The following is a 20,212-nucleotide window of genomic DNA, read 5'->3' on the forward strand; positions in this document are numbered from 1 at the left end:
CACAGAAAGCCATTGTAATATAGCGGCAACCTGCTTAAACTTTAAAAGCCTTGCTTTGCAAGGCTTTTAAAGTTTAAGTTATTCATTCGTCCCTAAAGCTCCTGGCGAGCCAGTTAATGTCCTACGTGGTGAACAAGTTGCGATCGTGATGATCAAGGTCATGATGTATGGAGCGGCATTAAATAGGTAATAGTAGGAAGTGACTCCCACAGCTTGTAATGCAGGACCAATTGCCTGTGCGCCTCCAAACAATAATGATGCCCATAGGCAATGGACTGGCTGCCATCGTGCAAAAATTACAAGGGCAACCGCCATCAAACCTTGACCACTAGAGATTCTTTCTGACCAAAGCCCAGGATAATAAAGAGATAAACTTGCACCGCCAATTCCTGCTAAAAAACTGCCTGCCACAATGGCTCCAGTTCTGACACCAACTACAGAAATTCCCATCGCTCTCGCGGCACTGGGGCTATCGCCTACGGCACGCACATATAGCCCCAAACGGGTAGAACTAAAAAACCACTGCATTAACGGTGCGATCGCAATACCAATTAATAACAAAGGACTAATCTTGAGTGCATCTTGCACCTGTGGATAGCTACTCCAATTGCCTAATTCAAATACAGGTAAGGGAATTGCTTTGGGCTGAATAAATGACTTGCCAAAAAAGAACGCAATGCCACTACCAAAGATAATCATGGCAATCCCTACAGCAACATCACTTACCCTTGGGCGTTGTGACAACCATGCATGGATTAGACCTAAGCCAACACCTGCCATCCCTGCGGCAATAACGCCCAGCCAAGGTGATTTAGTCAAATATGAGACGGCATAGGCAGTCATCGCGCCTGTTAGCAAAGTTCCTTCCAGTCCCAGATTAATCTTGCCTGCTTTTTCGGTGAGACATTCACCCAAACTAACAAATAGAAATGGCGCGCTCCCTCGAAATGTCCCTGCCAGAATTGCAAGAGGCACACTCATCCAGCCTAGTGAAGTATCTGTCATAGTTTTGAGTTATTTTTAAGTTTACTTATACTGAACTACTTACCGAATTTTGAATTTCGACTTCAGGTTCACGATCCTTAAAAAAGTCTAGGCGACCATACAGTGACTCACTAAAGAGAATTGCTAAGAAGACAATTCCTTGGAAAAGTAAAACTGTGGCATCTGGTAAACCAAACGAACGCTGAAGGGCGCTACCACTGGCAAGAATGCCACCCATGAGTACAGCGACCAGTACAGCAACCAATGGGTTTTGTCTGGCAATAAAGGCAACTAAAATACCGCTATAGCCATAATCGGAATTAAGAGAAGAATTCGCACTCCCATGCACTGCGGCAATTTCTACCATGCCCGCTAAACCTGCACAGGAGCCACCCAAGAAGCTGATGATTAAGGTAAGTTTGCCCACGGGTAAGCCAGCTATTTTGGCAGCGCGGATATTGCCACCAACAGTACGAACGGCAAATCCAAAAGTAGTACGCTTCATCAAAAAGTAGCCGATTGCACAGGCAACTAACCCATAAATCAAACCGTAATGGACGCGAGTATTGGGAATATTCTGAAGCATGTTGATTGCTTCAAGGGGAAAACTAGAAGGCTTATTTAAACTTGCGGGATCGCGCATGGGCCCCTCGACAAGGGTGTTCAGCAATGCGATCGCAATATAGTTCATCAACAAGCTACTAATCGTTTCATTTACGCCACGATAATATCTAATTGCGCCCACAAAAGTAATCCATAGTCCGCCCGCTAGCAGACCGCCCATTGCCATCCCAATCTGTACCAGCATCGGTGGTAGTGCCGATATCGACAACCCAACTGCGATAGCACCTAGACCACCCACGATTAATGCGCCTTCATTGCCAATAATAGTCAGTCCTAACATGGCAGGCAAGGCCGTACATAGGGATGTCAACATCAATGGTGCTGACCGAATTAAGGTTCCTTGCCAAGAAAAGCTATTGCCGAAAGCAGATTGATAAATCGTCCCGTAAATTGCGATCGGATTTTTTCCTTGTATAGCGCAGAAAATTCCAAATACAAATAATGAGACAATCAATGCTGCGATCGGAATCACAATGTTTTCAGATCGAGAACGCCAATGATCGCGAAAACCCATAGTTATATACCCATAGATATGCATCAAAATGAGAGAGTCTTGCGATCTTTTATTTACCGCAAGACTCCTAGAATCAATTGCTAGCCAATGCTACCAATTACTCCTTCAACCAACCAATTCATCTTTTCTAGATCAATATCTTTCTGTTTGAATTGTTTATCCTTCTCAATGACAACCTTACCAGTGTTATCCTTGATTTCGCCCGCATAGATGATCATGGAACCATCCATAAACTTCGCAATCACCTTCTCAGCTTCCTTCTTGGCTTCAGCACTAACAGCACTACCAAATTCAGAAATCTTACAGAAACCCTCCTTCAGTCCACCGCGCACTAAATGAGGAATACCACCATCAACAACGGACTTACCAGCTTTAAAATCCTCAACATACTTGGTATAGATATTTCCCCAATTCCATTCCGCACCTGTGAGATAGCCATTAGGTGCAAGTTTGGATTGATTGGTATGATAGCCAGTGCAGAATATCTTCCGTTTTTCAGCAGTTTCCATGACCACTTTCGGGCTGTCAACGTGACAAGTCAACACATCTACACCTTGGTCAATCATGCTATTCGAGGCTTCCGCTTCCTTAACAGGGATAGACCAATCACCCGTGAAGATGACTTGTACAGTTGCCTTGGGGTTGACACTGCGAGCACCCAGGGTATAGCTATTGATATTCCGAAGTACCTGTGGAATCGGTTTCGCCGCTACAAATCCTAATTTGCCAGACTTAGTTGTCAAACCAGCTACTACACCTGCGACATATTGCGCTTCATCAATGTATCCGTAGTAGCTTCCCACATTCTTAGGATGCTTACCTTCCTCATACATGCCACCACAATGGAAGAACTGCACTTTAGGATTTTCGGCGGCAATCTTGAGAATATGGGGATCAAAATATCCAAATGATGTTGGAAAAAGAACTGATACGCCATTCTGATTAATCATGCTGAGCATGGTTTCCTGAACTGTCGCAGTTTCCGCAACACTTGCTTCGTTAACTGTTTTGACATTCGGCAGTTTAGCAATTATTTCAGAACCTTCAAAATGAGCTTGACTATAGCCAAAATCATCCTTTGGTCCAACATAGATAAACCCAATATTTAATGCTGAATCTGTTGTTGTACCCGTTGCACCTGTTGTACCTGTTGTGTTTGGTGTTGGTGTTTGCTCTGTACAACCCACCCAAAGTTGGGAAGTTGCACCGAAAGCTGCTGTTGCGATCGCACCTCTAATAAACTTACGACGGGGGATATAAATTGGACTCATGCCTTCACACCTTAGAAAGATTGAATGTACCGCGAGTTAAATAAAACCAAGACGGATTATTTACAGTATTTCTAGAATTTAGCAAATATCACAGATCATAAATGTATTAATACTAACCTGAACTACTAATAGCAATTCACGAAAACGTGACAACACTTTTGGGAATTAATAAACAATCTCAGCAAAGAATTTTAGAATTAAAAATAGCTATGCTACTTTTAATTCTCGGATAGAGAGCAATGTCTTTGAAACACAAAAGGGCGTGCTTGGCACACCCTTTTATTGAGCAAAACTTTAGATTTCGTAATTAGAAGCTAAATACTGCTTGCAAGTTACCAATAAACACAGTTGGGTTATCGGAGAAATTATTTGGACTAAAGATGAAGTAAGCAGAAGGCACTAGGGAAATATTCTTAGTGACAGGATACACGTAAGATGCTTCAAGATCGAGTTGAGTACCATCATTACCTCTACCAGAAGTAACTACGTTACTACTGTCTCCAAACTTGTAGGGAACAGCAAAGGAGATCATGCCAAGAGCGCCTTCTTTGAACAAGTCAGGGAAAGCAGCACCAACTTGGAAAGTGTACTGATTGACACTGGTGGAGCCACCAGCAGTCAGGTTGATGTTAGTAGTTCCATATCCATATCTACCAAACAGACCAAAGCCTTTAGTAACCAACCAATCAAAGTTAGCAGCGAAAACATCTGACTGTGCATTATTTATACCAGTCGCAACAGTCGCTATACCTTGAAACGATGGAGTACCTCCAATGGTGGTTCCACCATTTCCAGCAATATTTCCACGACTGTAAATGAGTCGGAGCTTAAAGGCATCACTTGGTTTGAAACCAATTTCTGCTGTTAAATTATTGGTTCCACCAAACAAGCCTCGATTTGGATTTGCTGCTGAAGAATCAGCCGCAGCGAAAAATTCGTTACTTTCTGCCAAGTAGCCAACTTTGAAGTCGAACATCTCGCCTAGAGGAGTCATGAATATTGCGCCAGCTCCGCGCTTTGCATCGGTCAACAACGAGTTGTTGATAGAAGCAAAAGTTGTATTCCAAGGATAAATGAATCTGTTTCCATCAAAATACTTATAGAAGTTGAGGCGAGGACCGACAACTAAACTAGCTTTTTCAAATACAGGGAATTGGTAAGATAACTCTCGTAGAACAAATACGTTGTTTGTCCCAGCTGGACCTGCTGATTGATTAGTAAATGTAGTAGCTGTCGTATTGAAGAAACCAGCTGATCCGTAGGCATTGGAGTACGCTGAATTACCATTACCAACAGCGAGTTGAGTTACTAAACTATCCTTACCTGTAAATGAGGTATTCAGGGTCAGCCAAACCAAACCACTCATAGTTGTGTTTGGTGCATTTCCAACGGGAGTTCCTGTAGGATCTTTCTTTACATTTGCACCCGAACCAGCTGTTACATTGAAAAATGCCAAGCCGCTGAGTTTGGTGGTGGTGGAGAATTGTTGGGCTTCGAGCTTGGCAACCTTAGCATCGAGGGCATCAACACGACCACGAAGGGTTGCTAGTTCAGCAGCAAACTCTTCTTGTAGCTTTTGCAAGGTGGCGAGATCCTCTTGGCTGACCTTATCGGCTAGACCTGCGGAGATGATCTCGTTAATTTTGTCTAAACAAGCATTTAGACCAGCAGCAAACTCATAACGGCTAGTGGCTTGATTGCCGCGAAATGTACTGTCAGGATATCCAGCAATACAACCATAGCGCTCTACAAGGGATTGCAAGGCTGTAAATGCCCAATCGGTAGGGCGAACGTCACTCAATTGAGAGACGGATGTGACATTTTGAGCCAATTTCGCAGAACTCTTTAGTTCTGCATTAATTTGACTAATAGTTTTAGAATCTTTCAGTTTTACTTCTGATTCAGATAAAGATGGTTGCACCATCTCCACAGAAGATTGTGCAGACTGAGTTTGAATATGAGCTTTTTCAGTCTCTGCGTTTACGCCTGTTGCTGTAGCAACTAGACCCAGCCCCAAAAGGACTGAGAGCTTACTAATTTTTTTCATCCTTTCACACCATAGAAAAACAATTAAAATTTAGCAAATAAAATAATACTAATATCGCAATGGAAGACGAATATTAATATTTAGTCATAATGCTAAAAAACAATATTACAGAAACTAACAAAATCACTAATAAGTAAATGTATTAGTAAATACAATCTAGTCCCAATCATCATCCCAATCACTATCAAAGTCATCTTTATAGCGATTACGATTCACAGAAATATTTTTTTTGAATGTTGATGTTTTAGCTTCTGTTTTTTTGACAAATAAATTCTTTTTGTCAGAAAAAACAGAAAGTTTCGGTATTGTTAGAGTTTGTAGATCAATTGAGGTTTGGCTCAGACTGGCGATGGTTGCGCCTAATCCTGCACTGAAAATTAACAATAAACCTAGAGGTAGTTTGATTGATTCAAAACCGAATAGTCGCAAACTAACGGTAGTAATATTTTGGGATGCAAAAATTGCGATCGCAAGCGTCAATATCCAAAGAAAGACATACAGAAATAAACGCATTATCGGTAATCCTCAAGATATTTTCAGTTTGTGGCTAAGTATCACTAAGATAATGACCAAATTTTTCGACAAACTGCCCATCAATGATGGCTTGACGCATTTGCTCGGTAAAGCGAATTAGTTCCGTAATATTGTGAATTGACAATAGAGTAAAGCCAAGAATTTCTTGCGATCGCACTAAATGACTAATATAAGCACGGGAAAAGTTTTGACAGGCATAGCAAGGACATTCCTGATCAATTGGCGTAAAATCTCGCTTAAATTTTTGATTCTTGAGATTCCAACGCTCACCACGGACTAGGGCAACATTATGTCTTGCCAATCTAGTCGGAATCACACAATCAAATAAGTCCATCCCTGCGGCTACCGCTTGCGCCATCTCCTTATATGTGCCAACTCCCATCAGATAACGCGGTTTATTGACTGGCAACAGTGGTGTAATCGCTTTGACAATTTTCTCGATCAGTTCTGGCGGCTCGCCGACACTGACCCCACCAATTGCATAGCCTGGTAAATCAAACTGGATCAACTCCCTTGCCGATTTTTGGCGCAAATCTAGATATACGCCACCTTGGACGATGCCAAATAAAGCCTGATCATTTTGGCGATCGTGAGCTTTGATGCAACGTTCCAGCCATCGGGTGGTGCGTTCTCCTGCAAGCTTAATGGCATCGTAGGTAGCGGGATAGGGAGCGCATTCATCAAAAGCCATGATCACATCTGCGCCCAATTGATTCTGAATTTGAATGGACTTTTCAGGAGTGAGGTTGATCATGTCGCCATCACGGGGAGAGCGAAACTGTACGCCTTCCTCATTAATTGAACGAATTTCACTGAGGCTAAATACTTGAAATCCGCCTGAATCAGTCAAAATTGGGCCATCCCAATTCATAAATTTATGTAACCCCCCTGCCTGGGCAACAATATCCTCACCAGGTTGAAGATGAAGGTGATAGGTATTTGCCAAAACCATCTCTGCTTTACAGTCTTGCAGTTGTTGCGGTGTGACAGTTTTGACATTTGCTAATGTGCCGACGGGCATAAATCGAGGCGTATGCACAACTCCATGGGGTGTATGAAATTGCCCAACTCTGGCATCAGTGTGACGGCATTGGCACTCTAATTTAAAAGTGAAGTTATTCAGAGCTGACAATCCTAAATTTACAAACGTTTTTTGAGACCATCAGCAATTGTATCGCACTCCAGCCTCCCAATACAGCCTAAAACTCCCTCTCAATCAGCAAAACTCTTGTTTACGATTTTTGCTTTTAATTTGCTTTGAAACTGTACCCAGTTCGGTAAACTTATTAAGATATTGTAAAAAAGCAACTTTATATACTTCGGAGATAAATATTTATGGCAAAGAAAAATATTGCAAGTTTGACTGCTGCGGAATTGGCAGGCAAAAAAGTTTTAGTAAGAGTTGACTTTAACGTTCCTCAAGACGAAAACGGCAAGATCACTGACGATACACGGATTCGTGCTGCTTTGCCAACCATTAAATACTTGACCGAAGCGGGCGCTCGTGTAATTCTCACTAGTCACTTTGGCAGACCCAAAGGCGTTACCGAGAGCCTGCGCCTTAATTCTGTGGCAGTACGTTTATCCGAATTGCTTGGCAAGCCTGTAGTGAAAACCGATGATTGCATTGGCGATGCCGTTGCCGCTCAAGTTAATGCCCTTGGCAATGGCGATGTTGCACTGCTAGAAAACGTGCGCTTCTATCCTGAAGAAGAAAAGAATGATCCTGAATTTGCGAAAAAACTTGCCTCTTTAGCTGATATCTATGTTAACGATGCATTTGGCACAGCCCACCGCGCCCATGCTTCGACAGAAGGCGTAACTAAGTACATCAGCACCTCCGTTGCTGGGTTCTTGCTCGATAAAGAATTGCAATACCTCAGTGGTGCGATCGACAATCCTAAGCGTCCTCTGGCAGCGATTGTTGGCGGTTCTAAGGTTTCGAGCAAAATTGGTGTAATCGAAACTTTACTCGATAAGGTTGATGTGCTACTGCTCGGTGGCGGCATGATCTTCACATTCTACAAAGCTCGTGGCTTGAGTGTTGGCAACTCTTTGGTGGAAGAAGACAAACTAGACTTGGCTCGTGCCCTCGAAAAGAAAGCCGCGGAACGTGGTGTCAAGTTCCTGCTTCCTACAGATGTTGTCGTTGCTGACAATTTCAAGCCCGATGCTAATGCTCAAACCGTTAGTATCAACAATATTCCTGATGGCTGGATGGGGCTAGATATTGGACCTGACTCCGTGAAAGTATTCCAAGATGCGCTTGCAGATTGTAAGTCCGCAATTTGGAACGGCCCTATGGGTGTATTTGAGTTTGATAAGTTTGCAGTTGGCACTGAAGCGATCGCCCATACTTTGGCTGATCTCACTGGCAAAGGCACAATCACGATCATCGGTGGCGGCGACTCCGTTGCTGCGGTTGAGAAGGTTGGTGTTGCTGACAAGATGAGCCACATCTCTACTGGTGGTGGCGCAAGCTTGGAATTGCTCGAAGGTAAAGTCCTTCCTGGTATTGCTGCTTTGAACGAAGCATAATATTTTCAGAAAAAAAGAGGGTAGCGCTAAGCGCTACCCTCTTTTTTATATTGTGTTAGCGAAAGTTATCAGGATTGAGTCTTCTACCGTTAGAGAAACCAGTATTAGCTAAATTTGCACCTGTACCACCATCGCTAGGATCGAGGAATGGCTTGAGGTACAAGTTACCGCTACGCACATTTGACACAGGGCGATTGGGCGATAATACTGAGCCAAGTACGCCATTAATGCTAGATAGATCAATGCCTAAACCAAGATCATTGGTAATGTCATTCAAACTGCGATCGCGACCGCGATAGGTATTAACTGCGGTAGTTTGTTGACCACTATCGGCAGTGGCAAGATTACCAAATACTTGATCACGAGTTGCGATCGGGTCTTGTCCATTGGGAACTGTGAGGACAATGCGACAGGATGGATTTTTGTCGGTGGTGGCACAAATCACGTTATAGCCATTTTCGGTGCTGGTTCTCATTTCTAGCAGACCGTCAGGACGATATAACTCTAATCGGCGGCTAATTTCATTACAACGACGCTCAGGCGACCAACCATCTCCCATCAGGCTAGGAGCAGCCCATGGAAAATATTTTTGAGGTTGACTCTTGGGCTGATAGACGACGATAGGTCTGCCGTCTCGGACTTGACAGCTAAAACGCGCAGTTTTGTTGTCAGTAGGGTTTGCGGCTTTATCGTTGGGATTTGTATCAGGAATAGTCGATGGTGTGGCGCTAGGGGCTGGTGTGCTACTGGGTGTTGTCTCAACAGGAATAATTTGAGCAAAGAGCGGCATTGCTGCTAACGGTAAACTCAGGGTGATTACCGACAGACAACTTAGCGATTTGAGCAAACGGGTGGCAAAATTGTGGTTATTCATAGGATTAGTGGTTGTGTGAGGATCGGTAAGCAAATCAACAGTCTCCCCCCAGATATGTTTGTTTACTTGTTATTTACTTTTCTATTTACCTTCGGAGACTCTTACGTAGTTATGCCTATTGTATTGAGTCTATTTTTGTCATCTAGATATTTATGTTTCTATGACTGAGTTTATAAACAAGATGTTCCCGATAAATTAATCAGTTTTCGACTATTTTCTGCAACTAAGTATCAACTTCAAGCTCTTCGATATCGTCGTCGTCCACTGGTAAAGGCGATCGCAAAACTACCGTATTTTGCAACTTACCGATCCCCTCAATTTCGATGTAAATGCGATCGCCTTCCTGCATTGGTCCCACCCCTTCAGGTGTACCTGTAAGAATAATGTCTCCGGGTAATAGGGTCATAATCTGACTGATGTAGGAAACGAGGTAATCTGGGGCAAATACCATCTCTTCGATGGCGGCCGATTGAAAAGGTTTTTTAAATTCATTGACAAAGGTTTGGATCATTGCCGTGGGACTAATTTCTTGGACAATCCATGGACCTAAGGGACAGAATGTATCGAAGCCTTTGCCTCTAGTCCATTGACTATCACTTCTTTGTAAGTCTCTAGCCGTCACATCATTGGCGATCGTATAGCCCCAGATGGCGGCAATTGCTTGTTTTGGCGTGAGATTAAAACAACGGGAGCCAATCACCAATGCTAATTCCCCCTCATATTCCACCCGCTTTGATTGCGGTGGTATCGCGATTTCGTCGTCAGGAGCAATGATGGTGGTAGTGGGCTTGAGAAATATAATTGGCTCTTTGGGGACTTCGCCGCCCATTTCGGCGGCGTGAGCTGAATAGTTTTTACCTACAGCGACAATCTTACTTGGCTCGCAGGGAGCTAGCAATTGATAGGTGTCTGGAGCGAGTAATTCCCCGTTCGGTTCTCCTCCTAGCCAAGGTGCTGCATTTAGTACCTGTACAGATTGATTTAACTCCAACAGTCCATAATGAACTTGTCCTTGGGAAGTTTTTACGCGAACGTAACGATCCGCCATAGCATTTTTATCTGTTTAAACATCAAGAGGGACAACCCAGCAAACTTGATTATATCGTAATAGCCTTGATAAACCTTAAGACCAAAACCACAAAGCTTGTGCCGTCCACTTGGTAGACGGCACAAGCTAGTTCATACTGGACTTTCTTTTGGGGTTGCTTGGGTTAACTTAAGTCAATCATTAGCCACCATTGGACAGCAAATCTTTAATATTGCGATCGCAAACTAGCCAGTCATCATATGAATTTATCGACATTTATCCTTCTTTCGCTGGGTGTTGGCGTTATTTTTGGAACTATTCTCAATACCTCTTTCCCCTCAAGCATTGCCTTAATTGATCAAAATTTTTTAGCTCCAATTGGAGAGTCTTTTTTAAGGTTAATCCAGTTTGTCGTAGTGCCGATTGTCTTTTCTTCATTAATTATGGGACTAACCAGACTGCAAGGGGCGGGGCAGGTGGGCAGATATACCGCCAAGCTAATGACTAGTTATGTGGTTACTAGTTCAATTGCGCTATGTGTGGGTATGGGAACAGCCTATATTCTGCAACCAGGGAGCGGTGTTACAGGTTTCTCCAATGCAGAAAGTATTAGTATTACAGAAACTCCTTCCTTAACATCTTGGCTAGTGAGCTTGATTCCTGTCAATCCATTAGAGGCGCTCAGTACAGGTAATTTATTGCAAATTATCTTTTCGGCAGTGTTATTGGGAATTGGTGTACAACTAGCTAAGGAGAAGGCAAGACCCTTTATAGATCTGATTGAGAGCATCTATCATATCAGCGAAAAAACGCTATCAATTATTTTGTATGTCGCTCCTTTAGGTGTTTTTGCGTTGATGAGTTCGGTAATTGCCACACAGGGTTTAGAACTAATCGCCAAGCTGTTTCTCTACGTTTTAGGATTGTTTATAGCTTCTTCGATCATGATTTGCTTAGACCTGCTAGCACTGTTCTTTCTCAAAGCTGATCCACTTAGATTTTTACGCAGTCTTTCCGAAGCAATCGCCCTAGCCTTTGGCACAGCTAGTTCCAATGCTGCTTTACCTGTGGTGTTGCAAAATATTCAAGAAAATTATGGTTTGCGCGAAGAAATTGCCAGTTTTGCGATTCCCCTTGGGACGGCGCTTAAACGTGATGGCGCGGCAATTTTACAGGGATTTAATGCTTTATTTGTTACTCAAATTTACCAAGTACCGCTCACGCCTTCACTACTAACTGCGATCGCAGTTAGTAGTTTGCTAGTTTCTTTCAGTACACCAGGAGTGCCGGGTTCTGCGCTAATCACCATGGCAACAGTGCTATCAGCAGCAGGCTTACCACTCGAAGCGATCGCCTTAGTTGCAGGCATCGATCGTCTGACCGATGGCTTTAAGACTGTCGTGAATATTATTGGAAATAGTGTTAATGCAATTATTCTCAGCCGTTGGGAAGCTGAAGTAATTCCTGTACCTGAAGTAGAAAAAATTTCTGCCGCATAAGCCATCGAAAAATCTACAAAGCAGATTTTTCGATGGAAATTATCTAGAATCCGCGCACATCCTGCGGTAAAAATGTGCGATCATCTGGCAACATCGCTACTGGCTCAGTTAAGGTAAATTGCGCCTTTAAGATCCAATCCTTCAAGGTTTTCGCTGCTTCCTCAGATAAATGCAAGCTGGCTAAAGGCGCAGTGCGGACAGTTTGACCTGCGATCGCAATTTTGCCAGACTTGAGTTGGGCATAGGAAACTGAACCGAAAATGGGGCGTACCCGTCGGGGAATGGAGAAGTCAATTACTGGGGCAACTAGCTCTTCATCTAAAACCGCAGCTCTCGCAACTACTTCTTCATTGATGACAGGTAATGGCACTGCCACACCCATCATTAACGACGCACCATAGTTACGGAAATAGCAACCTCTCACCCACTCAGGAGTCATTTGCTTCGCGTCGCCGATTAATGCAAGAGTCGCCGCAGGCCCAATAGGAGTACGATTTTCGAGTCGTTTTTGTAATGGGAAATGTTGAGTTCCCTCCCAAGCCACGTAACCAATACCACCGCCCATAAAAATTCTGGTGCCAATCCCAATCAATTGCAAGTCAGGATCATTCCATAATGGCGAAATTGCCCCAGGGTTAGAATAAACAGCATTGCCTAAGCGTGGTTGTAATGGACCAAGATAAGTATAGAGAGTCTCTTCGCCACCATTAACACCGACGATAAAGTTTTGGTAGAGATTGCGGGGATTAAATAGATAGAATTGGTTGATAGATTCTTTGGTAATCGTCGTTTCAAAATTAGCGCGAGGGTAGCAGTCATTGGGGTGACCAATGGCTTTAAAAGGAACTGTCTTACCCGCGATCAAATCGGCAATGACATGACCGCCGCCGCGATATTGAGGAGCTTCATCACTGGGATCAGCTTCTTGGGTTGCCCCCAAATAAATATCTACGGCCCCAAATCCTGCATAGGCAGGCACACCATCAATCCAGCAAGTCCGAATTTTGATCGGAGGATCGGTATGTCCTAGGTTAATAATTGCCCCTGACGACTCCATTGGCTCGAATGTCCCCGTAACGATCACATCTACTTGCTTAGCGGCTTGGGTAACACCAACATCAGCAACAAGAGCTTTGAGTTCGGTGGCAGTGAGGACTTTAGCCTTACCAGCTTTGATTTTGGCATTAATATCAGCGATCGTTTGAGGCATAGAATTTGGCTAGGTGGCAATTGTTTTAGAATATAGCGCTTTAATACCAAATAAAGAAATGGCTACGCCATTTCTTTATTTAAAAACCCATACTGGGTTTGGTTTTTAATTCACAAAAGTGTGGACTACACTTTTGTGAATTGGTATAAGTTATCAGGAATTAAAGCTGTCACTTAGATATCCACAATTTAGAGAACTGGATGTTTTACATGTTGATTATAATGTGGGCAATGACCATCCCTTATTGGATAAAGTACCTGCATGGATTCGGTCTAAAGCTCTTTTTCCACCCCATCGACTGACAATCTTGTCGTCATATTCGTCAGCAATTTCCATAACTGCCTTGACGGAAGATTCGAGTTCTTTCATGTCACAGGTTGAACCGACAATTGAATGTTCAAAAAGAATTTCGCTATCTGGGGAGATCCCAAAGGCTCCAAAGATCATCTTGGCATTTTCTTCGAGGAGATAGCGCATCAGATCTGGCTTTAATTCTGCTCCTGCCACCACATACGATCTTGTGTTAATAATTGCATCGTCATCCTCCCAAGGAAAAATCAATACCTCTATCAATGCCGATCCGACAAATATCCCCAATCCCGGAGTATCTTGACGAGCGCAGGGATATTTACCAAATATCTCTTGTATCCACGTTACTACTTTTTCATAGCAGGCTTCTTGAGCGCTAGTTTCAAATTTCAAGTTATTTGCCTCCATGGGTTAAGTAAAGACTGGTGATTTTGGCGATCAGGCGATCAATTCAGTGGCTGGGCTAATCAGACTATACCCATACGCAGTCACATTTTCATAGGGTAAATCGTCAAATTTATATTTTCATCGTCATGTACAGAAGATGAGTGGTAGCAAGAAGTACCGCCCTCTTCTTTTAAGTTTCAGGTCTTAACAAGATTGACTACAGCTATAAATGATTGCTAGCCAATAATTTCAACACTTGAGTATATATCCGACTTTTTTAGTCTGGTATATTTGACGACCTTTAAAAGACCATGCTAGTCTTGGCGACAACTTAAGAAAAATGCAAACAAAAAACCTTCGATAACCGACAAGGCAACCAAGAGGCACCCAAGACCATGACTGCAACGATTGTTTCTCCTTACACCAGCGAGCGTGTTGACACCTTCAGTAATCTCAAGTGCAAAGAGTGCGGTGCAGAGTATGAAGCCAAGGCGATGCATGTTTGCGAACTGTGCTTTGGTCCCCTTGAAGTTGCCTACAACTACGATGCGATCGCAGCGAAAGTCAGCCGTGAAACGATCCAAGCTGGCCCTCTCTCAATTTGGCGCTATCGTGACTTCTTGCCCGTCAAGACTGACAACTACATTGACGTATCCACTGGCATGACCCCCCTGATCAAGGCAAATCGCCTTGCCAAACGTCTCGGCATCAAAAATCTCTACATTAAAAATGATGCGGTCAACATGCCTACTTTGAGCTTTAAGGATCGGGTAGTATCCGTCGCTCTCAGCCGCGCCCGCGAGCTTGGCTTTACCACCGTCGCCTGTGCTAGCACTGGTAACTTGGCAAACTCCACTGCCGCGATCGCTGCCCATGCAGGTTTAGAGTGTTGTGTCTTTATCCCCTCCGATCTCGAAGCAGGTAAAGTCCTCGGCACAACTATTTACAACCCCAAAGTATTTGCTGTCCATGGTAACTATGACCAAGTAAACCGTCTCTGCTCTGAAGTCGCCAATACTCACGGTTGGGGCTTTGTGAATATTAACTTGCGTCCTTACTATTCTGAAGGTTCTAAGACCCTTGGCTATGAAGTGATCGAGCAACTAGGCTGGAAGCTGCCTGATCACATCGTTGCACCTTTAGCTTCTGGTTCATTGTTCACCAAAATCTACAAAGGCTTTAATGAATTTGTGAAGGTGGGCTTAGTCGAAGATAAACCCGTTCGTTTTAGTGGTGCACAGGCAGAAGGTTGCTCACCCATCGCTTCGGCATTCAAAGAAGGTCGTGATTTTATTACACCTGTTAAGCCTAAGACCATTGCCAAGAGTATTGCGATCGGTAATCCTGCCGATGGTGTCTATGCGATCGACATTGCTCACAAGACTAACGGCAATATCGAATCAGTCAATGATGATGAAATCATCCAAGCTATGAAGTTACTTGCTGAAACTGAAGGCATTTTTACAGAGACTGCTGGCGGAACGACAATTGCAGTTCTCAAGAAGTTGGTTGAAGCTGGCAAAATTGATCCTGAAGAAACTACCGTTGTCTACATCACAGGTAACGGATTAAAAACTCAAGAGGCAATTCAGGGTTATGTTGGTGAACCTTTCTTGATCGAGCCAAAGCTGGATAGTTTCGAGCGGGCGCTAGAGCGTTCACACACATTAGACAAACTAGAGTGGCAAACAGTTTCTGTTTAGTTTGATTTGATTATGTTCCTTAAAATAAGAGCAGCGCTACGCGCTGCTCTTATTTTGTATGAAGTCTTGTAGCTCAGGTAAACGTTAAACTGCTTGTATATGGAAACTGAATTTAATCCTCTGACGACTGCTCATATTGAACTTCAGATAGAAGAAGAATTTCCAGAGATTCGACTCGAAGCGGAAAAGTTTGAGTTGTGGTTTCAACCAGTTTATGAGTTATCAACGGGCAAAGTTTTACATAATGAGGTACTGTTTCGCTGGCGTGATGAGAAGGGAGATTTGCGTCAGCCGCAGGAATTGTTAATGGCTCTGCAAAATACACAGTTACTCAAGCAATTAGATAGAATTGTGGTGGAGAAATCGATTGCTATACTTTCTAAACAAGCCAGTGTAACTGTTTCTATTAATCTATCCAATGAGATTTTCGAGGATCATGATTTTTTGACTCAGCTACATAAATGGCTAATGGAATATCAAGTCAAGCCTCCAAGAATTAGCTTTGAGATCGAAGAGTCAATGCTGTCTCAAAATCAAGCATTGGTATTGCCATTTATGACAGAATTGCGAATGATGGGGTGTTCGGTGGTAATTGATAATTTTACAGGTAAATTTTTTCCACTATCACAATTGCAAGAGTTACCAGTCAATATCATTAAACTCGATCGCAGCTTTGCACTAAAACCTTTAACTTTGGCACAAAAGCAGCTTGCTATGGCAATTTCATATACAAGTAAGGTTTTTCAAAAGCAAACGGTGCTGAAGGGAATTGATGATAATTTATCGCTGAAGTTTGCTAATGATTTAGGAATTAAAGGTGTACAGGGATATTCGTTAAGTAGACCGCAGAATAAGCCCAAAACCTTTGGTTTAGTTGGTTTAATTTTGGTAAGAATTATCGCTGTTTTGATCGTGTTGTATATTATCAAAAGTTTCTTGGGTATAAATTTTTTCCAAGATCGCCATGCTTGGGAAGTAATTATTGAATTTATTCAATCTCTGTTTGATGGCAAATAATTACTGTAGGATATTGACTCAATAGCATTGGGATAAATCACTCTACGAATGTTTTTTCACCTTAATTTCATTGTTTCAAGAGATCTAGTCAAAGGTTCCCCATATCTATGACTACCAAAGGCTTAAAGGAGAAAATAATGATTCAGTCAGAGATTTCACTCAAATTATTCATAATTATTCATGATCATGACAAGATTGATCGTTTAGATACTCCCTTTCCAACGAAGAAATAGACATATAAAAATAAGAAATAGCGTTGCGGCACGAAGAGCCGCAACGCTATTTCTTACACTGAGAAAGTATTAGTATCAGCATGACGCTGATCATGTCTCAGTAAAAATATCCTCAAAATTAACGAAATTACTGGCAAGGCTACATTTTTGGAAAAGATCAAAAATTTGCCCAAAGAGCCAATAAATTAGGTACGGTTTTTCGGTATCATAGGCATCAGATTAAAGTAAAAAGTTAAATTTACATAAAGGGCGATAAAAAGTGACTATCAGGGTAGCGATTAACGGATTTGGACGTATCGGACGCAACTTCCTCAGATGCTGGGCTGGGCGCACAGATACAAACATAGAACTAGTTGGACTTAACGATACATCCGATCCCCGTACCAACGCTCACTTGCTCAAGTACGACTCCATGCTGGGCAAATTTGCTGGCGAAGTTAGTGCTGATGACACCACCATTACTGTTAATGGTAAAACCATCAAAACCGTCTCCGATCGCAATCCTGACAATTTGCCTTGGAAAGATTGGGGTATTGATCTAGTTATTGAATCTACTGGTGTATTCATTGATAAGGTGGGCGCTAGCAGACATATCAATGCTGGTGCAAAGAAAGTCTTAATTACAGCCCCTGGCAAAAATGAAGATGGTACGTTTGTTGTTGGTGTCAACGAAGACCAATACAACCACGATATCCACAACATCATCAGTAACGCTAGCTGTACGACCAACTGCTTAGCCCCTGTTGCTAAAGTTCTCCTCGAAAACTTCGGTATTGTTAAGGGTGTGATGACCACCACCCACAGTTACACAGGTGACCAACGTTTGCTAGATGCTAGCCACCGTGATCTGCGTCGTGCTAGAGCAGCAGCTTTGAGCATTGTCCCTACATCCACGGGTGCAGCTAAGGCAGTAGCTCTCGTATTGCCAGAACTCGCAGGTAAGCTCAATGGGATTGCATTGCGCGTACCAACTCCTAACGTTTCTGTCGTTGACTTTGTCGTAGAAGTTGAAAAGAAAACTATTGCTCAAGAAGTTAACGAAGCTTTCCGTGCTGCTGCTGAAGGTTCAATGAAGGGAATTTTAGAGTATAACGAATTGCCTTTGGTTTCCATTGACTACCGTGGTACTGATGCATCTTCAATTGTTGACTCATCCTTGACTATGGTCATGGGCGGCAACATGGTTAAGGTTGTCGCATGGTATGACAACGAATGGGGCTATAGCCAACGTGTAGTTGACTTGGCTGAAATTGTTGCTAAGAACTGGAAGTAAGAAATCAAAAAGAGAGGGGAGTGCCAAGCGCTCCCCTCTCTTTTTTGATATTTAGCGTAGCTAAAAGACAAAGCTTGTATCGCCCACTAAGCAGGTGACACAAGCTTCTGGATTTTAAGTTTAATTATGCCGAACTCCTTAATTTGCAAATAGCAATTTTATATGGCAATCAAAATGAAACTTCCTGTTCCTTTGGTAAATTTTGGGGATCTGTGTAAAAGTTTGTATAAACGTAATCATCAGCCAATTGTGGCTGGGGTGATTACTGTGGCATTTTCTTTGGGGATCGTTGGACTCAGGAACAGTGGTGTTTTAAAACAGCCTGAGCTATGGGTGTATGACAGCTTGATGCGATCGCAATTGCAGGAATCCGCCGACCCACGCATTGTTATTGTGGAAATTTCTGAGGCGGATATTCAAAAATTGCGCTGGCCCTTTAGTGATCGGCTATTCGCCAAGCTTATCAATCAACTTGCGATCGCAAAACCTGCGGTAATTGGTATTGATAAATATTTAGATTTACCTGTGTTAGAGGGGCGTGAAGAACTAATCGAGGCAGTTAAAAATGCGGGTAATGTCGTTAATGCCAAATTTGTAGCGACGGTAGAGGGGCGTAGTGGGGTTGCACCTGCGAAGGATTTAGAGAAAATTAGTCTACATGGCTATGTCAATTTGCTGACCGACAAAGGGGCAATCGTGCGCCGCGCTTCGATCGTGGGCGATACTGGCTCCTTTGCCTTTGAAATTGCCAATTTTTATCTCCAAAAGATTCACAATACCCAAATAGAATTTAATCCCTCAGCGATTCAATTTACAGCAGGTAAGCAAATCATTCCGCGATTGACGGCTGACTATGGCGCTTATCGGCAAGAGGATGATAGTGGCTATCAGATTATGATTCGCTACCGTGGCAGACCGAGAGGATTTGAACATATTCAGGCGGATGATGTTATTAGTGGTTTAGTTGCCCCTGAACGTTTGCGCGATCGCATTGTTCTGATTGGCGTAACCGCAGAAAGCCTCAAGGATAGTTATCCAACACCTGTAACTGTTGATGGGGAAGTGATGTATGGGGTGGAAATCCATGCCAATATCGTCAGTCATTTGGTCAGCGCCACCTTAAATGATCAAAAATTTATTCAGGTATGGCACAACAATTGGGAAATGCTCTGGATTGTGGCTTGGACAATCATCGGTGGCACAATGGCAGCCTTTATTCAAAACGCAGGTAAAAATCTGGGGTTGCTAGGCGTTGCTGTAGTGGGATTAGTGGGAGGTGGACTTTGGGCGTTTGGACAAGCGCTGTGGCTACCATTATTTCCGACATTGTTAGGTCTGATTACGGCAAATGTCCTTGTCACTGCCTATCAACTAGCAATCCAGCAATCGGAGCGGAAATTATTAGTGGGCTTATTTTCACGCCATGTGTCCAAGGAATTGGTTGATGTGATTTGGAAAAATCGCGAACAGTTTATGCAAGCAGGGAGAATTGCAGGTCAAGAAGTCTATGTGACTGTCCTATTTACGGACATGCGGAACTTTAGTACAGCCGCAGAAGCCCAATCCCCCAGAGAAACCTTAGATTGGCTGAATACTTATCTGGGTGCGATTGCCAATGAAGTAATTGCCCATGGTGGCATGATCGACAAATATATTGGGGATGCGGTCATGGCGGTTTTTGGCGTACCAATTCCGCATACCGAAGCATCTGAGCGTACCCACGATGCCCAAGCGGCAGTTACTGCTGCGATCGCAATTGCTCGCAAGCTATCGGCAATGAATGATACGTGGGTGGCACAGGGGCTACCCCCCGTCGGTACTGGCATTGGTATTAACTCTGGTGTTGTGATTGCAGGAAGTTTGGGCAGCACTGAACGCCTTGAATATTCAGTTTTGGGCGATACCGTGAATGTGGCGGCAAGGTTAGAAAGCTTTAACAAAGAAGTTGATGGCGGACCAAATCATATCTTAATCAGTGAAGACACCCATCATCATTTAGATGAGCGTTTCCACACGGAATTTGTAGGAAAGTATGCGCTCAAGGGCAAAAAACATGAGACAGAAATTTATCGCGTTATCGGACACTGCTCAGTTGAATCGTGAGGGCATGAAAATCAAGCAATGATCGTAAATCCAGAATGGAAAGCGGTCGATCTAATTTGGTGTGC

At 43.2% G+C, this 20,212-nt stretch carries 16 protein-coding genes; 6 read left to right on the forward strand and 10 right to left on the reverse strand.

The window, feature by feature from the left end; translation table 11 throughout:
- Positions 1-78 precede the first annotated feature (78 nt).
- The 6 genes from H6F41_RS11585 to tgt form a co-directional block, all read right to left on the reverse strand.
- Positions 79-1,005: an ABC transporter permease gene (locus H6F41_RS11585; RefSeq protein WP_190403638.1), complete on the reverse strand. Its 927-nt coding sequence runs from the start codon at positions 1,003-1,005 to the stop codon at positions 79-81.
- A 25-nt stretch (positions 1,006-1,030) separates the two neighbouring features.
- On the reverse strand, positions 1,031-2,122 hold the full coding sequence (locus H6F41_RS11590) for an ABC transporter permease (protein ID WP_190403639.1): 1,092 nt from the start codon (positions 2,120-2,122) through the stop codon (positions 1,031-1,033).
- An 80-nt stretch (positions 2,123-2,202) separates the two neighbouring features.
- Positions 2,203-3,393: a BMP family ABC transporter substrate-binding protein gene (locus tag H6F41_RS11595; protein ID WP_190403640.1), complete on the reverse strand. Its 1,191-nt coding sequence runs from the start codon at positions 3,391-3,393 to the stop codon at positions 2,203-2,205.
- A 307-nt stretch (positions 3,394-3,700) separates the two neighbouring features.
- Positions 3,701-5,440: an iron uptake porin gene (locus H6F41_RS11600; RefSeq protein ID WP_190403641.1), complete on the reverse strand. Its 1,740-nt coding sequence runs from the start codon at positions 5,438-5,440 to the stop codon at positions 3,701-3,703.
- A 156-nt stretch (positions 5,441-5,596) separates the two neighbouring features.
- On the reverse strand, positions 5,597-5,953 hold the full coding sequence (locus tag H6F41_RS11605) for a LapA family protein (protein WP_190403642.1): 357 nt from the start codon (positions 5,951-5,953) through the stop codon (positions 5,597-5,599).
- 34 nt (positions 5,954-5,987) lie between these two features.
- A complete protein-coding gene (tgt, locus tag H6F41_RS11610) occupies positions 5,988-7,106 on the reverse strand; it encodes a tRNA guanosine(34) transglycosylase Tgt (protein WP_322095909.1) in 1,119 nt (372 codons plus the stop codon).
- A 203-nt stretch (positions 7,107-7,309) separates the two neighbouring features.
- On the opposite strand from tgt, the gene H6F41_RS11615 reads away from it, so the two are divergent.
- Complete coding sequence (locus H6F41_RS11615) at positions 7,310-8,512, forward strand: phosphoglycerate kinase (RefSeq protein WP_190403643.1); 1,203 nt, start codon at positions 7,310-7,312, stop codon at positions 8,510-8,512.
- 55 nt (positions 8,513-8,567) lie between these two features.
- On the opposite strand, the gene H6F41_RS11620 is transcribed toward H6F41_RS11615, so the two are convergent.
- Positions 8,568-9,386, reverse strand: a complete 819-nt coding sequence (locus H6F41_RS11620; RefSeq protein ID WP_242023024.1) for a COP23 domain-containing protein — start codon at positions 9,384-9,386, stop codon at positions 8,568-8,570.
- A gap of 223 nt (positions 9,387-9,609) precedes the next feature.
- On the reverse strand, positions 9,610-10,434 hold the full coding sequence (locus tag H6F41_RS11625; RefSeq protein ID WP_190403644.1) for a fumarylacetoacetate hydrolase family protein: 825 nt from the start codon (positions 10,432-10,434) through the stop codon (positions 9,610-9,612).
- 239 nt (positions 10,435-10,673) lie between these two features.
- Between H6F41_RS11625 and H6F41_RS11630 the strand changes: the two genes are divergently transcribed.
- Positions 10,674-11,912, forward strand: a complete 1,239-nt coding sequence (locus H6F41_RS11630; RefSeq protein ID WP_190403645.1) for a dicarboxylate/amino acid:cation symporter — start codon at positions 10,674-10,676, stop codon at positions 11,910-11,912.
- A gap of 43 nt (positions 11,913-11,955) precedes the next feature.
- Here the strand turns inward: H6F41_RS11630 and H6F41_RS11635 are convergent, their stop codons facing one another.
- Together H6F41_RS11635 and H6F41_RS11640 are read right to left on the reverse strand one after the other, a co-directional pair.
- A complete protein-coding gene (locus H6F41_RS11635; protein ID WP_190403646.1) occupies positions 11,956-13,122 on the reverse strand; it encodes a homocysteine biosynthesis protein in 1,167 nt (388 codons plus the stop codon).
- Between the two features lie 216 nt (positions 13,123-13,338).
- Entirely contained in the window at positions 13,339-13,824 is a 486-nt protein-coding gene (locus H6F41_RS11640) for a T3SS (YopN, CesT) and YbjN peptide-binding chaperone 1 (protein ID WP_190403647.1), read from the reverse strand.
- Positions 13,825-14,213: 389 nt separating this feature from the next.
- Here H6F41_RS11640 and thrC point away from each other — a divergent pair, with 389 nt between their 5' ends.
- The 4 genes from thrC to H6F41_RS11660 all read left to right on the forward strand — a co-directional run bounded on the left by thrC (position 14,214) and on the right by H6F41_RS11660 (position 20,147).
- Entirely contained in the window at positions 14,214-15,521 is a 1,308-nt protein-coding gene (gene thrC, locus H6F41_RS11645) for a threonine synthase (RefSeq protein WP_190403648.1), read from the forward strand.
- Between the two features lie 99 nt (positions 15,522-15,620).
- Positions 15,621-16,538, forward strand: coding sequence for an EAL domain-containing protein (locus H6F41_RS11650; protein WP_190403649.1), 918 nt, complete (start codon positions 15,621-15,623; stop codon positions 16,536-16,538).
- Positions 16,539-17,030: 492 nt separating this feature from the next.
- On the forward strand, positions 17,031-18,044 hold the full coding sequence (locus H6F41_RS11655; protein ID WP_190403650.1) for a type I glyceraldehyde-3-phosphate dehydrogenase: 1,014 nt from the start codon (positions 17,031-17,033) through the stop codon (positions 18,042-18,044).
- 174 nt (positions 18,045-18,218) lie between these two features.
- Positions 18,219-20,147, forward strand: a complete 1,929-nt coding sequence (locus tag H6F41_RS11660) for a CHASE2 domain-containing protein (RefSeq protein WP_190403651.1) — start codon at positions 18,219-18,221, stop codon at positions 20,145-20,147.
- The last annotated feature ends 65 nt before the right edge of the window (positions 20,148-20,212 follow it).

The organism is Pseudanabaena mucicola FACHB-723, assembly GCF_014696385.1.
GTDB lineage: Bacteria > Cyanobacteriota > Cyanobacteriia > Pseudanabaenales > Pseudanabaenaceae > Pseudanabaena.